This is a genomic window from Mycobacterium sp. (assembly GCF_019243155.1).
Lineage (GTDB): Bacteria > Actinomycetota > Actinomycetes > Mycobacteriales > Mycobacteriaceae > Mycobacterium.
Window position 1 is genome coordinate 1 of the sequence record NZ_JAFAUS010000147.1, and the last position, 14718, is coordinate 14718.

The window sequence follows — 14718 nt, forward strand, 5'->3', positions numbered from 1 at the left end:
GGTGATCGCCGAGGGCGAGGCGAGTGGGCAGCCCGGCTTCGTCAGCGCGGACGAGTATCAGTTGTGCGCGAATCTTCTGGTGGCCGAGTGCAATTGGCTGGTCCCGGTGAACAACCCGCGCCTGCTCTGTCCGTCGTGTGTGCTGACGACCGAACGGCCCAACGACGCCGACACGGTCGGGCTCGCCGAGTTCGCCGCGGCCGAGGCCGCCAAGCGGCGGCTGATCGTCGAGCTGCACGAGCTGAAGCTGCCGATCATCGACCGGCAGAAGGATCCCGAAACCGGCCTGGCGTTCCGGTTGCTGTCCAGCGCGCACGAAAAGGTGATGACCGGGCACGAGAACGGCGTCATCACAATCGATTTAGCCGAGGGTGACGACGTTCATCGCGAGCAGCTGCGGGTCGAGATGGACGAGCCGTACCGGACCCTGCTCGGGCACTTCCGCCACGAGATCGGGCATTACTACTTCTACCGCCTCGTCACTACCAACGATTACCTGAAGCAGTTCAACGAGTTGTTCGGTGACCCCGACGCCGATTACCAGGAGTCGCTGGACCGCCATTACCAGGAGGGCGCGCCGGAGGGTTGGCAGGAAACCTACGTGTCGTCGTATGCCACCATGCACGCCGCCGAGGACTGGGCCGAGACGTTCGCCCACTACCTGCATATCCGCGACACCCTGGACACCTGCGCCTGGTCCGGTTTCGCGCCCGCGTCGGCGACGTTTGACCGACCGCCGTTGGGCCCCAGCGCTTTTGGCGCCATCATCGACCTGTGGTTGCCGTTGTCGTGGTCGTTGAACATGGTCAATCGATCGATGGGCCACGACGATCTGTATCCGTTCGTGCTGCCGGCGCCGGTGCTCGAGAAGATGCAGTTCATCCACAACGTCATCGAAGAGGTGACGTCGACTACGCCGGCCGCGGTAGCCATCTAGCTAGGCGGGCATCACGCGTCGTTCGTCGGGGCCCCACAGCGGCTGCATGCCACCCGGCAGCGCCAACTGTGTGGTGGTGATGATCTCGGCCAGCTCGCGCAATTCGGCGTGCACCGAACCGAGCAGGTCCGCCAGCTCGGCTCGGCGCCCGTCGGCGCTGACCGCCTCCAGCTCGGCCGGGACCGAGCGGCGCAGCAGGGTGCCGATCTCCTCGACCAGTCGCTCCGGGCGCGACGACCCCGACGCCCCGGGCAGGTCTTTGAGGTTCGCGCGCAGCCGCTCCACCTGATACAGCAGCGACCGCGGGTTCTGCGGGTCGAACAGCATCAGCTCGGCCACGGCGGTGACGCTGACCTTGCCCACCGTGCGGCGCCGGTAGATGACCGAGGACTCGCAAGCGACCAGCGTCGCCTCGATGATCGACTGTTCGGCGGCGGCGCTGCGAACGACCGTGAGTGTGGCCTGCAGCAGCGAGGTCAGCCAGAGGCTGCGTTCGATGCGCTTGCCGATGTCCATCATCGTCCAGCCGACGTCGCGCACCATCGACTCGCCGGCCACGCCCGACAGGGTGAGCATCCCGGCCAGCGTTTGTCCCTGCGCCGTCGCCAGCAGGGGATCGGCCTCGGTAAGCGAGTCCGGCGGTTCGCTGGGCAGCGCCAGCGCGCGCTCCACAGTCGCCAGCACCATCCAGGTGTCGTTGGACATCTGGTCGCGCACCGCCCTGGCGGCCAGCGCCAAACCCTCCACCGACTGCACCAGGGATCCGGCCCGGCCCGGATCCACAGTCATGGACCACAGCGTCGAGGGTGCGACGGCGATCATCTCGGCCTGATCCCCGTCGGACGCGGTGTCGGTGCCGGTGATTCGGCCCAGCGCGGCCATCAGCACCGGCACGCACTCGCTTTCCTCGGTGTTCTGGTGATGCCGGTACACGTGGAAGCGGTCGCGGGCGACGATCAGCAGCCGGGCCATGCTTTCCGCGCGCTCGCCGTAGCGGCCGATCCAGAACAGGTCGGACAGCACACGCGGGGAACTGACGCCCCAGGTGCCCGCGGCCGTCTTCGCCGCCGGCGCGAGCGTGGGAAGGGTCACCGTCTCGGCCCGCGCTCGTTCGGTCGGGCGCACCCAGACATCTTTTGCGGCAACGGTTTTCAAGCCGTACGCGGCGGACCCGGGCGCCAGCACGTAGCCGACGCCGCCGATCATCGGCGCGTAGCCCCCGCGCTGGGCGACGGTGAACAGCCGCATGCCGACGCCGGCGGACGACAGTACGCCCGTGTGGTCGGTGGGTGCCGAGGAGAACTGCGGCAGCTCCTGGCCGAGCCACTGCCAGGGCGCCGTCTCGATACAGTCGGCCAACTGCGCCAGCTGAAGAGACGAAAGCATCGGTCCGACAATGGTTTTCCGGCCAACCGTCGACTTCACCAGCAGGGACGACAGATTCGCCAGCAGGTGTGAGCGTTCGCTGTCGATGCCGGCCCAGTAGACCGGAGCGGTGTGCAGCAGCGGAGCCTCGGAGAGCAGGTGTTCGGCCATCGCGGGCAAGAAGCGCAGCAGCCCTGGGTTTTCCAGAATGCCGCTACCCAGGGTGTTGACGACGGTCACCGTCCCGCGGCGCTGCGCCTCCACCAGGCCGACGACCCCCAGCCGGGAATCGGCGCGCAGATCCAGGGGGTCGGTGTAATCGGCATCCACTCGGCGAAGCACGACGTCTACCTGCTTCAGGGTGCCCAGCGATCGCATCCACAGCTTGCCTTCTCGCACAACCAGATCCGCGCTCTCCACCATCGGGAAGCCCAGCAGGGTGGCCAAGTACGCCTGGTCGAATGCCGTCTCCGAGTAGATGCCGGGGCTGAGCACGACCACCACGGGATCCTGGGCGACGTCGGGTGCGGCGTCGATCAGGGCCAGCCGCAGCGCTTGGGCGAACGGCGTGTTCGGACGCGGCGCGATTCGCTCGTAGAGGTCGGGCATCGAGTGTGCGACCACGCGCCTGTCGGCCAGCGCATAGCCGGCGCCCGACGGCGCCTGCGTCCAGTCGGCGTTGACCACGAAGGCGCCGTCCCGACGCCGACTGACGTCGCAGCCGTGCATGAAAAGCTGGTGGTGCCCGGGCACTTCGATGCCATTGGCGGCCCGGATGTAACCGGGATGGCCGAACAGCAGCTCCGGCGGAAGGATTCCCTCGGTCAGCAGGGTGCGAGGACCGTACAGGTCGGCCAGCACGGCGTCGAGCAGTTGCGAGCGTTGCACCAGCCCGGCTTCGAGCACCTCCCAGTCCGTCGCGGAGAGCACGATCGGCAGCGTGTCCAGGCTCCAGGGCCTCGGCTCCTGCCCCTGGCCGTCCGGGGCGACGTCGGTGTAGGTGATGCCGTCGTTGTCGATAAGGCTGCGCACCACCGAACGCAGCCGGTTCAGCCCGAACCTGCCACGCTCCGCGATGGCGTCGGCCAGCTCGATCCACGACGGACGCACGTTGCCGTCGTGGTCGACGAATTCGTCGTAGCCGACCGCGGGCCCGTGCCGAACGTCGAACAGGGCTTCCTGGGCGCTGGCGGCCCGGTATCCGGCCAGCAGGCGGTCGGCGTCGTAGCTGTTGGTAGCAGCCGCCGACGGTCCACCCGGGCCGAATGTCATGTCCGCAAACGCCATTACTGCTGCACGGTACGCACGCGGCGCAGGTCGAGGATGCCCGGCGCGCCGACGTCGGTCAATATCCGGGCCTGCTTCTCCCGGATATCGGACAGGTTGAGCTTGCCGGGGGTGAAGCCGGTCGCCTCGAAGCGGCGAGCGCGGCGCGCCTCGGCCTCGACGGCGTTGACGGGCGGCTCGTCGTAGGCACGGCCGCCGGGGTGGGCGACGTGATACGTGCAGCCGCCGCGCGACGTTCCGCTAGTGAGGTCGATCAGCTCGAACTGCAAGGGGCCGTCGGCCGAGATGCTCGGGTGCAGCGCGCTCGGCGGCTGCCACGCCTTGAACCGCACCCCGCCGACGTGAATGTCGGGATTGTCGGTGGCCAGCAACGGAACCGGATAGCCGTTGACCGTCACCACGTAGCGGTGCCGGTCGGCGCCGATGATGCGGATCTGGATGCGCTCGACCGAGGAGTCGACGTAGCGCGCGGTGCCCTGCGCGGTGGCCTCCTCGCCGAGCGTGGTCCACGGCTCGATCGCCCCGCGCAGCTCGATCTCCACACCGTCGAACACCGCGGTGCCGATGCGCGGGAAGCGGAATTCGGTGAACGGGTCGAGCCAGTTGGTCTCGAACGCGATGCCATGCGCGCGCAGGTCGGCGGCCACGTCGGCGATGTCATGAATCAGGAAGTGCGGCAACAGGTATCGCCCGTGCAGGTTGGAGCCGTGGCGGATCAGCGGGGCGCGCAGCGGTTGGTCCCAGAACCAGGCCACCAGTGAGCGCACCAACAGCGACTGCACCATCGCCATGCGCAGATGCGGGGGCATCTCGAAGCCGCGCAGCTCCAGTAGCCCGAGCCGGCCCCGGGGACTGTCGGGGCTGTAGAGCTTGTCGATGCAGAACTCGGCGCGGTGGGTGTTGCCCGTGATGTCGGTGAGCAGGTGGCGCAGGGCGCGGTCGATGACCCAGGGTTTGGTGGCGCCGCGCCCGGCCAGGCGGGCGATTTCGGCGAATGCGATCTCGACTTCGTAGACCGCTTCGGCGCGGCCCTCGTCTAGCCGGGGCGCCTGGGACGTGGTGCCGATGAATCGCCCGGCGAACAGGTAGGACAGCGACGGATGGCGCTGCCAGTAGGTCAGCAGCGAGACCAGCAGGTCCGGACGGCGCAACAGCGGTGAGTCCGCGGGTGTGATGCCGCCCAGGGTGATGTGGTTGCCGCCGCCAGTGCCGCCGTGGCTGCCGTCGACGTCGAAGGACTCGGTGGACAGCCGCGCCAATCGTGCTTGCTCGTAAAGCGTTTCGAGCTGCTGGCTCTGTTCGGAGAAGCTCGCGGTGGGCGCGACGTTGACTTCGATGACGCCGGGGTCCGGGGTGATCGTCGTGGACTTGAGCCGCGGGTCCGGCGGGGGGTCGTAGCCCTCGATCACCAGCGGGCAGTCGGCCTTGGCCGCCGCGGCCTCGACCCGGGTGATCAGGTCGACGAAGTGTTCGAGCGCCGCGGTGGGCGGCATGAAGATGTAGAGCAGCCCGCCGCGGATCTCGGCGACCATCGCGGTCGGCGGTGCGGTGTCGTCGTCGACGACCTCGGCGCTACTGGATTCCGTCGACAGCTCGCCGCTGACGGTCAGCGGATCGACGTCGAACCTCGCGCGGGGCGGTTTCCAGCTGATCGAATCCAGCGGCAGCCGAAGACCCGCCGGGGAATCCCCGTGCAGCAACACGATGCGGCCGCGGCGCAGCCGCCAGTCGGCGCTGGCCCAGCCGCCTTCGTCGTCGCGGCGGTGCAACGGCAACACGAAAGCCGCCGGGGCCGTGACCGATTCGTCGAGGCGTGCCACGAGTGCGGCGCGGCCGGCGGGGGCGTCGGTTTCGAGGTCGTCGCCGGCGTCCACCGGATCACCTTTGGGCAGGCGCACTTTGGCCGCCAGCCGGTGCAGCGGGTCCTCATAGGCCGCGCGCACCTGCGACAGCGGCAGTCCCAGGCCCTCGGCGACCCCGGTGAGCACCTCGTAGGCCGCATCGCCGTCGACGGGCTTCTCCGGCTCGCCGCCCCACGGATCGGCAAGCAGCGCCTCGTCGGTCCACAGCGGCAGTCCATCGGTGCGCCAGTGCAGACCAATCTGCCAGCGCGGCAAGGGTTCTCCCGGATACCAGCGGCCCTGCCCGCGCTGGACCAGCCCGTTGGGGGCCCACACCGCCTTGAGGCGGGCAGCCAGGTCGGAGGCCCGCCGACGCTTGTGCGGGCCGTCGGCGTCGGTGGTCCACTCCTTGGCGGTCTGGTTGTCCACCGACACGAACGTCGGCTCGCCACCGACGGTCAGTCGCACGTCGCCGGCGGTCAGCCGCTCGTCGACGCGTTGGCCCACCTCACAGATCGTGCGCCACGCGTCGTCGGTGTAGGGCAGCGTGACGCGCGGATCCTCGTGGACGCGGGTGACGGTATTGGAGAACTCCAGCGTCGACGCGCAAGGTTCGGTGCCGCCGCTGATCGGCGCCGCGGATGCCGGTTGCGCCGTGGCGGCGAGCGGGATGTGGCCCTCGCCGGCGAACAGACCCGAGGTCGGGTCCAGCCCGATCCAGCCGGCGCCGGGGATGTACACCTCGGTCCAGGCGTGCAGATCGGTGAAGTCGGCGGCCGGGCCCGACGGTCCGTCGAGCGCCTTGACATCGGACGCCAGCTGCACCAGATAGCCGGAGACGAACCGGGCGGCCAGTCCCATCTGGCGCAGGATGGACACCAGCAGCCACGCCGAGTCCCGGCACGAGCCAATTCCGGTGCGCAGGGTGTGATCCGGTGTCTGGACGCCCGGCTCCATCCGCACGCTGTACGCGACGTCGGCGCTGATCGCGCGGTTGAGCGCCACCAGCAAGTCGATGGTGCGGATCCCGTCCGGCACCGAGAAATTTCGCCGCCAGGCCTGCACGAGATCGCCTGGGCCAGAGCCGTCGCCGTTCTCGTCGACCGGTCGCAGGTACGGCTCCAAATCGTCGGCCAGGTCCTTGGGATACCCCGAGCCGACCCACGGCCATTTCTCGGCCCAGTCCTCGATGAAGAAGTCGAAGGGATTGATCACCTTGAGGTCGGCGATGAGCCCGACGGTGATGGTCAGCCGGCGCGTCGGATTCGGAAACACCAGCCGGGCAAGGAAATTGCCCACCGCGTCCTGCTGCCAGTTGATGAAGTGGTCGTCGGGCTCGATGCGCAGCGAATAGGCGTCGATGGGCGTGCGGGCGTGGGGAGCCGGGCGCAGCCGCACGACGTGCGGGTATACCCGGACCAGCCGGTCAAAGGTGTAGCTGGTGCGGTGCTCCAGCGCAACTTTGATGCTCATCCGCTGATTGCATCACAAGCGCCACAGGGTCGCAGCGCACCGGGGGAGGGGCCCTACGCCTGCGCGGGCCCCGACGGCGCACCCGGCTGGTAACCGGGCTGATCCGCCGCAACGACCTGGCCGCCGGTCAGCTTGCGGAACGCGTAGACGATGACGAGGGAGGCGAAGGGGACCGCCACCAACAGGCCGACACCGAGTGCGAGCGCACCGACGAGCAGCGCCGCGACCGCCACCAGCCACACCAGCAGAGCGTTCGCGAAGTTCGACCAGACGAGCGAGAAGCTGGACGTGAACGCGGTGACGGCCGGCAGCGAGCGGTCGATGACGAACGGGATGGTGAACTGGGTGAAGATGCCAAGGATGAGGCCCGGCAGGAAGCAGAGGGCCGAGGCGATGAAGGAGAGGACGCCGACCAGTAGCGCCGCCAGGAACACCATGCCCAGGTTGCGTGGCTTGAAGAACGAACCGATGGTCACCGCGCGCCCGTCGGCCAGGTCGAAGCAGCCGGACAGGAATGCGGATTGGGCAAAAGCGCCGACGAGATAGGCGAGTAGGTAGCCGACGATCAAGACGGCGATCCCGGTGCCGCTGACGTTCGTCGAGAAGATGAAGCCGGAATCGTCAGAGCTCGACGTGGTGTCGCCCATGCCCTGACCGATGCCGATCACGGCGGAGGCGATGCCGATCAGCAGCCCGTAGACGAGCGCGGGAACGATCAGTGCCACGGCGTTTTTCGTGAATTTGTGCCACGCCCAGCCGGCGGCCTCACCGACGCTGAACGCGGGCTTGGGCTGGCCGTAGCCGGGCTGCGAGGGGTAGCCGGGCTGCGAGGGGTAGCCGGGCGGCGGGCCGTACCCCGGCGGCGGTGGCGGCGGTGCGCCGTAGCCGGGCGGTGGGCCGTAGCCGGGTGGTGGCGGCGGGGGAGCGCCGTAGCCGGGCGGTGGGCCGTATCCCGGGGGCGGTGGCGGCGGGGCGCCGTATCCCGGTGGCGGGCCGGGCGGCGGGCCGTATCCCGGCGGGGGCGGGTAGCCCGGGGGTTGGTGTTCGCTGCCGTGGGGGTCGGCCGGGCTGCCTGGATACTCGGGAGGCTGGCTCATGTCCGTCCTAGCTGTCGATTCGCTCTATGGGCTCGCGCACGGAACTTGGCAACCGGAACTTAGCAAATATGTGGTCGGGGCGCGCGTATTGCCGCCGCCGCGCCCGCCCCCACCCGGCTGTCCGCGCGCCGTGGTATGCCTAAAACCGTGTCCGACGGTCTGTTTGACCTGCCCGGCACGCCGCAGACGAGGGACCATGGCCTGGGCGTGTCGTCCGGTGCGCCCCTTGCGGTCCGGATGCGTCCAAACTCGCTGGACGAGGTGGTCGGGCAGGACCACCTGCTGGCGCCCGGATCGCCGCTGCGCCGCCTAGTCGAGGGCTCGGGCGTGGCATCGGCCATCCTCTACGGGCCACCCGGCAGCGGCAAGACGACGGTGGCGGCGCTGATCTCCCAGGCCACCGGACGCCGGTTCGAGGCGTTGTCGGCGCTGTCGGCCGGTGTCAAGGAAGTGCGGGCCGTCATAGAAAAGGCGCGGCAAGCGCTGCTCTCCCGCGAGCAGACCGTGCTGTTCATCGACGAGGTGCACCGGTTTTCGAAGACCCAGCAGGACGCCCTGCTGTCCGCCGTGGAGAACCGGATCGTGCTGCTGGTCGCGGCGACGACCGAGAACCCGTCGTTTTCCGTGGTGGCGCCGCTGCTGTCGCGTTCGCTGATCCTGCAGTTGCAGCCGCTGACCGCCGACGACGTCCGTACCGTGGTGCAGCGCGCGATCGAGGACCCGCGGGGGTTGGGTGGGCGGATCGCGGTGGCGTCCGAGGCCGTCGAGCTGCTGGTGCAGCTGTCCGCCGGTGACGCGCGACGCGCCCTGACCGCGCTGGAGGTGGCCGCCGAAGCGGTGCCCGACGGCGACGAGCTGACGGTCACCGCCATCGAGCAGTCCCTGGACAAAGCCGCGGTGCGCTACGACCGCGACGGCGACCAGCATTACGACGTCATCAGCGCGTTCATCAAATCGGTGCGCGGCTCCGACGTCGACGCCGCGCTGCATTACCTCGCGCGCATGCTGGTCGCCGGAGAGGACCCGCGGTTCGTCGCGCGCCGCCTGATGATCCTGGCCAGCGAGGACATCGGGATGGCCGACTCGATGGCGCTGCAGGTCGCGGTCGCCGCCGCGCAAACGGTCGCGCTGATCGGCATGCCCGAGGCTCAGCTGACGCTGGCGCACTGCACCACGTATCTGGCCACCGCGCCGAAGTCGAACGCGGTGACAACCGCTCTGGGCGCGGCGACGGATGACATCAAGGCCGGCAAAGCCGGTCTGGTGCCGGCCCATCTGCGCGACGGGCACTATTCCGGCGCGGCGGCGCTGGGCAACGCGCAGGGTTACACCTACGCGCACAACGACCCCGACGGCGTTGTCGCCCAGCAATATCCGCCCGACGAGCTGGTGGGCACGGACTACTACCGGCCCACCGACCACGGCGCGGAGCGCGCCATCGCCCAGCGGCTGGAACGGCTGCGCGCCATCGTCCGCGGCAGGCGCGACAGGGGCTAAGCCAGCTCGGGCACCCGCAAACTGGCGATCGCCAGCTCGAATTCGGCGACGTCGATCACCTCGGCACCCAGCTCCCGGACGCGCCTGCTGCGCAATTCGGTCGCCCGGTCGCGGTTGCGGGCCATCGCCTCCATGGAGTCGAACGTCGAGCAGGAGACCGCCCGCCGGCACGCGGGGTGGTCGACCATCATGCTGGCGCTGCAGAACCCGTCGAGGTCCTCCATTTCCGGCAGCACCGACATCCGGTAGAAGTCCAGGGATCGGCTCAGCTGATCGGGCACCACCTTGAGCCAGGTGGCCCGCACGCACGCGCCCTCGCGGGAGGGGTGGTCGCGGTGCAGCAGCGCGATGTCCCATTCCTCGATTCGTGCGCTGCCGTCGAACATCAGCGCGGCCCGGTCCCGAATGGGGGCGACCCGCTGGGCGCTGGCACGCATCGCCTCAATGGTTTCCCACGAGCTGGTGGCGATGCAGGTGCCCGACTGCCGATCGACCAACAGCGACAGTCCGACGCACCCGTCGATCTCCTTCAGCGCGGGCATGACGACGTCGCGGACGTGCGCGATTCCGATGTCGACCGACAAGGGTTGCGCCTGGATGGTGGTAGAGCGTGCGTACACGACCGACCCCTCCTGAAGTTGGGGCAGCGCCCCGGTGGCGCCACCGGTCCACTTGTCACCTTCCTCCTGGCCGGCGCACGCCGCAATGACTTTGGACGGCTTCTCAGGTTGTGGCCGCGCTCACAAAGGATTGGCTGGTCGCAACGGCCGCGCCGTAGGCTTGTCCGGATGCATACCGATGTGCTGGACGTGGACACCTCCCGTCGCCGCATCGTCGATCTCACCGATGCGGTGCGCGGGTTCTGCTGGTCGCGCGGCGACGGGTTGTGCAACGTGTTCGTTCCGCACGCGACGGCGGGGGTGGCCATCATCGAGACGGGCGCCGGCTCCGACGACGACCTGGTCGACACGCTGGAACGACTGTTGCCGCGCGACGACCGCTACCGGCACTCACACGGCTCCGCGGGACACGGCGCCGACCACGTGCTGCCGGCGATCGTCTCGCCGTCGGTGACGATCCCGGTCTCGGCCGGTGAGCCGATGCTGGGCACCTGGCAGAGCATCGTCCTGGTGGACCTGAACCGGGACAACCCGCAACGCGGCGTTCGGCTGAGCTTTCTGGAGGGTTAGCGGCCCAAAGACGAGGCAACAGAGCAGGTACTGTTTGCGGGTCGACATGCGTCGTTAGACAGCCTTCCATTTCCCGGCTAATAGGCTTGGGAGCGGACCTGGAAACAACTCGAGACAAACTGAAGGAAGCGGACGAGAAAGTGCAGACACACGAGATCAGGAAGCGGTTTCTTGATCATTTCGTGAAAGCGGGCCACACCGAGGTGCCGAGCGCATCGGTGATCCTCGACGACCCCAATCTGCTGTTCGTCAACGCGGGCATGGTCCAGTTCGTGCCCTACTTCCTGGGCGCCCGCACACCGCCGTACCAGACCGCGACGAGCATCCAGAAGTGCATCCGCACGCCCGATATCGACGAGGTCGGCATCACCACCCGGCACAACACGTTCTTTCAGATGGCCGGCAACTTCTCGTTCGGCGACTACTTCAAGCGTCGTGCCATCGAGCTCGCCTGGACCCTGCTGACCAACAGCGTCGAAGACGGCGGCTACGGCCTGGATCCCGAACGAATCTGGACGACGGTCTTTTTCGACGACGACGAGGCCGTGCAGCTGTGGCAGGAGATCGCCGGGCTGCCCGCCGAGCGTATTCAGCGCCGCGGCATGGAAGACAACTACTGGTCGATGGGCATCCCTGGCCCATGCGGCCCGTCGTCGGAGATCTACTACGACCGCGGCGCGGAGTTCGGCGTCGAGGGTGGCCCGGTCGCCAACGAGGACCGCTACATCGAGATCTGGAACCTCGTGTTCATGCAGAATGAGCGCGGCCAGGGCACCGGCAAGGCCGACTTCGAGATCCTTGGGCCGTTGCCCCACAAGAACATTGACACCGGCATGGGTGTCGAGCGGGTCGCGTTCATCCTGCAGGGCGTGCACAACGTCTACGAGACCGACCTGCTGCGGCCGGTGATCGACAAAGTGGCTTCGGTGGCCGCGCGTCCGTATGACGCCGGCAATCACGACGACGATGTGCGGTACCGGGTGATCGCCGACCACAGCCGCACGGCGGCGATCCTGATCGGCGACGGCGTCACGCCCGGCAACGACGGACGCGGTTATGTGCTGCGCCGCTTGCTGCGCCGGGTGATCCGTTCGGCCAAGCTGCTCGACATCGAGGGACCCATCGTGGGCGAACTGATGACCACCGTGCGCGACGCGATGGGTCCGTCGTATCCCGAGCTGGTCACCGACTTCGACCGGATCAAGCGCATCGCGGTCGCCGAGGAGACGGCGTTCAACCGCACGCTGGCGTCTGGCTCGAAGTTGTTCGACGAGGTGGCCGACGCCACCAAAGCCTCTGGCGTTCAAGCGATTTCCGGTTCGGACGCCTTCACCCTGCACGACACCTACGGCTTCCCGATCGAGCTCACGCTCGAGATGGCGGCCGAGGCCGGCCTGCGGGTCGACGAGGTCGGCTTCCGCGAGCTGATGGCCGAACAACGCCGTCGCGCCAAGGCCGACGCCGCCTCGCGCAAGCACGCGCACGCCGACCTGACCGCCTACCGCGAGCTGGTCGACGCGGGCCCCACCGAATTCACAGGCTTCGACGAGTTGACTTCCGAGGCGCGGATTCTCGGCATCTTCGTCGACGGCAAGCGGGTGCCGGTGGTCGCACACGGTGGCGAGACGGCCGATCGCGTCGAGCTCGTGCTCGACCGCACCCCGCTGTATGCCGAGTCCGGGGGGCAGATCGCCGACGCGGGCACCATCAGCGGGACGGGAACCGGTGAGAGCGCCCGCGCGGCGGTCACCGACGTCCAGAAGATCGCCAAAACCTTGTTCGTGCACCGGGTCAACGTCGAGTCCGGAGAATTCGTGGAGGGCGACACCGTCGTCGCAGCGGTCGACCCGCAATGGCGACGGGGTGCCACCCAGGGGCACTCGGGCACCCACATGGTGCACGCCGCGCTACGACAAGTGCTGGGGCCCAACGCTGTTCAGGCGGGATCGCTGAACCGTCCGGGCTATCTGCGGTTCGACTTCAACTGGCAGGGGCCGCTGACCGACGAGCAGCGCACCCAGATCGAAGAGGTGACCAACGAGGCCGTCCAGGCAGACTTCGAGGTGCACACGTTCACCGAGCAGCTCGAGAAGGCCAAGGCGATGGGGGCGATGGCCCTGTTCGGCGAGGCGTACCCGGACGAGGTGCGGGTCGTGGAGATCGGCGGGCCGTTCTCTTTAGAGCTGTGCGGTGGAACCCACGTGCACAACTCGGCGCAGATCGGGCCGGTGACCATCCTGGGGGAATCGTCGATCGGCTCCGGCGTCCGACGCGTCGAGGCCTATGTCGGTCTCGACTCGTTCCGCCACCTGGCCAAGGAGCGCGCACTGATGGCCGGGCTGGCGTCGTCGCTGAAGGTGCCATCCGTTGAGGTGCCCGCCCGGGTGGCCGGCCTGGTGGAGCGGCTGAAGGCCGCGGAGAAGGAACTCGAACGCGCCCGGCTGGCGGGCGCACGGGCCGCCGCGACCAACGCCGCGGCCGGCGCGGAGCGTATCGGTAACGTCCGTGTGGTGGCGCAGCGCATGTCCGGGGCGATGACGGCGGCGGATTTGCGTTCCCTGGTCGGCGACATCCGCGGCAAGCTCGGCAGCGATCCCGCGGTCGTCGCGCTGATAGCCGAGGGCGAGGGAGGGACCGTGCCCTATGCGATCGCGGCGAATCCCGCCGCGCAGGATCTCGGGATCCGGGCCAACGACCTGATCAAGCCGCTGGCGGCGACGGTCGAAGGCCGCGGCGGCGGCAAGCCCGACCTGGCGCAGGGCTCCGGAAAGGACCCGAGCGGCATCGACGCAGCGCTCGACGCACTTCGCTCCGAGATCCGCGTGATAGCACGGGCCGGTTGAGTGGTTTCAGTACAGCATCGCGTGCCCGACCGGCCCGGCGACCCTGACCAGGATCCGGGGCGGGGGAGACGGCTCGGCATCGACGTCGGGAGCGTGCGCATCGGCGTGGCCTGCAGCGACCCCGACGGCATTCTGGCGACCCCGGTCGAGACCGTGCGGCGTGAACGTTCCGGCAGACACGTGCGCCGGCTGGCCGCGCTGGCCGCCGAGCTGGAGGCGGTCGAGGTGGTGGTCGGGCTGCCCCGAACCCTCGCCGACCGCACGGGTCCCTCGGCGCTCGACGCGATCGAGGTGGCCGAGGCGCTGGCCGCCCGGATTGCGCCCACGCCCGTGCGGCTGGCCGACGAGCGGTTGACCACCGTCAGCGCGCAGCGGTCGTTGCGCGCGGCGGGTGTCCGCTCGAAGGAGCAGCGGGCGGTGATCGACCAGGCCGCGGCCGTGGCGATCCTGCAGAGCTGGCTGGATCAGCGCCGCAGGGGGCTCACGGATGGTTGACAGCGCACGGCGCGAACGGGCCGAACCCGAGACGGTCGGGCCGACGACGAAGCGAAAGCCCAGCCGGGTGGCCCGGAACAAGGCCGAGCGGGGGCGCAAGCGGCGCCGCTACGCCAACCGGATCGTGGTTGCGCTGATCGTGGTGATCGTGCTCGGCGGGGTTCTGGTGGGCGCCAAACTCTGGCACCTGGCGTTCGGTTCCGGCGACGACTACTCCGGCTCAGGCAAGCGCGACGTCGTCATTGCGGTCCAATCCGGTGACTCGACCACCAATGTCGGGGAGACTCTGCAGCACCAGCAGGTGGTCAAGACCGTTCGGGCGTTCGTCAACGCCGCGCATGGCAACAGCGGGATCAACTCGATCCAGCCCGGCTTCTACCGCCTGCGCACCGAGATCTCGGCGTCGAACGCCGTCGCGCGGCTGACCGATCCGAAGAACCGGGTGGGGCGGCTGGTCATCCCGGAAGGTCGCCAGCTCGACGACACCACGGACATGAAGACCAACAAGGTCAACCCCGGCATCCTCAGCCTGATCTCCCGGGCCACCTGCGTTGACCTCGACGGCGACCACCGCTGCGTCACCGTCGAGGACCTGCGCGCGGCGGCGACCAACAGCTCGCTGCAGGCGCTGGCGGTGCCGCCGTGGGCCGTCGAACCCGTCAACGAGCTCGCCAAGGACCACCGCCGGATCGA

The 14718-nt window shown here is 68.9% G+C and carries 10 protein-coding genes; 6 read left to right on the forward strand and 4 right to left on the reverse strand.

The window, feature by feature from the left end; genetic code table 11:
- Nucleotides 1-937: putative zinc-binding metallopeptidase (locus JOZ00_RS07155; protein WP_293341709.1), on the forward strand; the 937-nt coding region annotated here is incomplete at its 5' end.
- Here the strand turns inward: JOZ00_RS07155 and JOZ00_RS07160 are convergent.
- The 3 genes from JOZ00_RS07160 to JOZ00_RS07170 are packed head-to-tail and all read right to left on the reverse strand — an operon-like array spanning nucleotide 938 to nucleotide 8000.
- The gene (locus JOZ00_RS07160) at nucleotides 938-3589 is read right to left on the reverse strand and encodes a circularly permuted type 2 ATP-grasp protein (RefSeq protein ID WP_293341712.1); all 2652 of its coding nucleotides are present in this window, start codon (nucleotides 3587-3589) and stop codon (nucleotides 938-940) included.
- Nucleotides 3589-6903 carry a transglutaminase family protein gene (locus JOZ00_RS07165; RefSeq protein ID WP_293341715.1) on the reverse strand — a complete coding sequence of 1105 codons (3315 nt, stop codon included), beginning with the start codon at nucleotides 6901-6903 and terminating at the stop codon, nucleotides 3589-3591. Before JOZ00_RS07165 ends, JOZ00_RS07160 begins: the two co-directional genes overlap by 1 nt.
- 53 nt (nucleotides 6904-6956) lie before the next feature.
- Nucleotides 6957-8000 (reverse strand): hypothetical protein, encoded by a 1044-nt coding sequence (locus JOZ00_RS07170; protein ID WP_293341718.1) that lies wholly within the window; start codon nucleotides 7998-8000, stop codon nucleotides 6957-6959.
- A 135-nt stretch (nucleotides 8001-8135) separates the two neighbouring features.
- On the opposite strand from JOZ00_RS07170, the gene JOZ00_RS07175 reads away from it, so the two are divergent.
- Nucleotides 8136-9497, forward strand: coding sequence for a replication-associated recombination protein A (locus tag JOZ00_RS07175; RefSeq protein ID WP_293341721.1), 1362 nt, complete (start codon nucleotides 8136-8138; stop codon nucleotides 9495-9497).
- Here the strand turns inward: JOZ00_RS07175 and JOZ00_RS07180 are convergent.
- Nucleotides 9494-10117 (reverse strand): hypothetical protein, encoded by a 624-nt coding sequence (locus JOZ00_RS07180; RefSeq protein ID WP_293341723.1) that lies wholly within the window; start codon nucleotides 10115-10117, stop codon nucleotides 9494-9496. The genes JOZ00_RS07175 and JOZ00_RS07180 overlap by 4 nt on opposite strands.
- A 180-nt stretch (nucleotides 10118-10297) precedes the next feature.
- On the opposite strand from JOZ00_RS07180, the gene JOZ00_RS07185 reads away from it, so the two are divergent.
- The 4 genes from JOZ00_RS07185 to JOZ00_RS07200 all read left to right on the forward strand — a co-directional run.
- On the forward strand, nucleotides 10298-10687 hold the full coding sequence (locus tag JOZ00_RS07185; RefSeq protein ID WP_293341734.1) for a secondary thiamine-phosphate synthase enzyme YjbQ: 390 nt from the start codon (nucleotides 10298-10300) through the stop codon (nucleotides 10685-10687).
- A 140-nt stretch (nucleotides 10688-10827) separates the two neighbouring features.
- Nucleotides 10828-13530, forward strand: coding sequence for an alanine--tRNA ligase (alaS, locus tag JOZ00_RS07190; protein ID WP_293341725.1), 2703 nt, complete (start codon nucleotides 10828-10830; stop codon nucleotides 13528-13530).
- Entirely contained in the window at nucleotides 13531-14025 is a 495-nt protein-coding gene (gene ruvX / locus JOZ00_RS07195) for a Holliday junction resolvase RuvX (RefSeq protein WP_293341728.1), read from the forward strand.
- Nucleotides 14018-14718, forward strand: a 701-nt coding sequence (locus tag JOZ00_RS07200; RefSeq protein ID WP_293341731.1) for an endolytic transglycosylase MltG, incomplete at its 3' end; no start/stop codon positions are given. The genes ruvX and JOZ00_RS07200, both read left to right, overlap by 8 nt.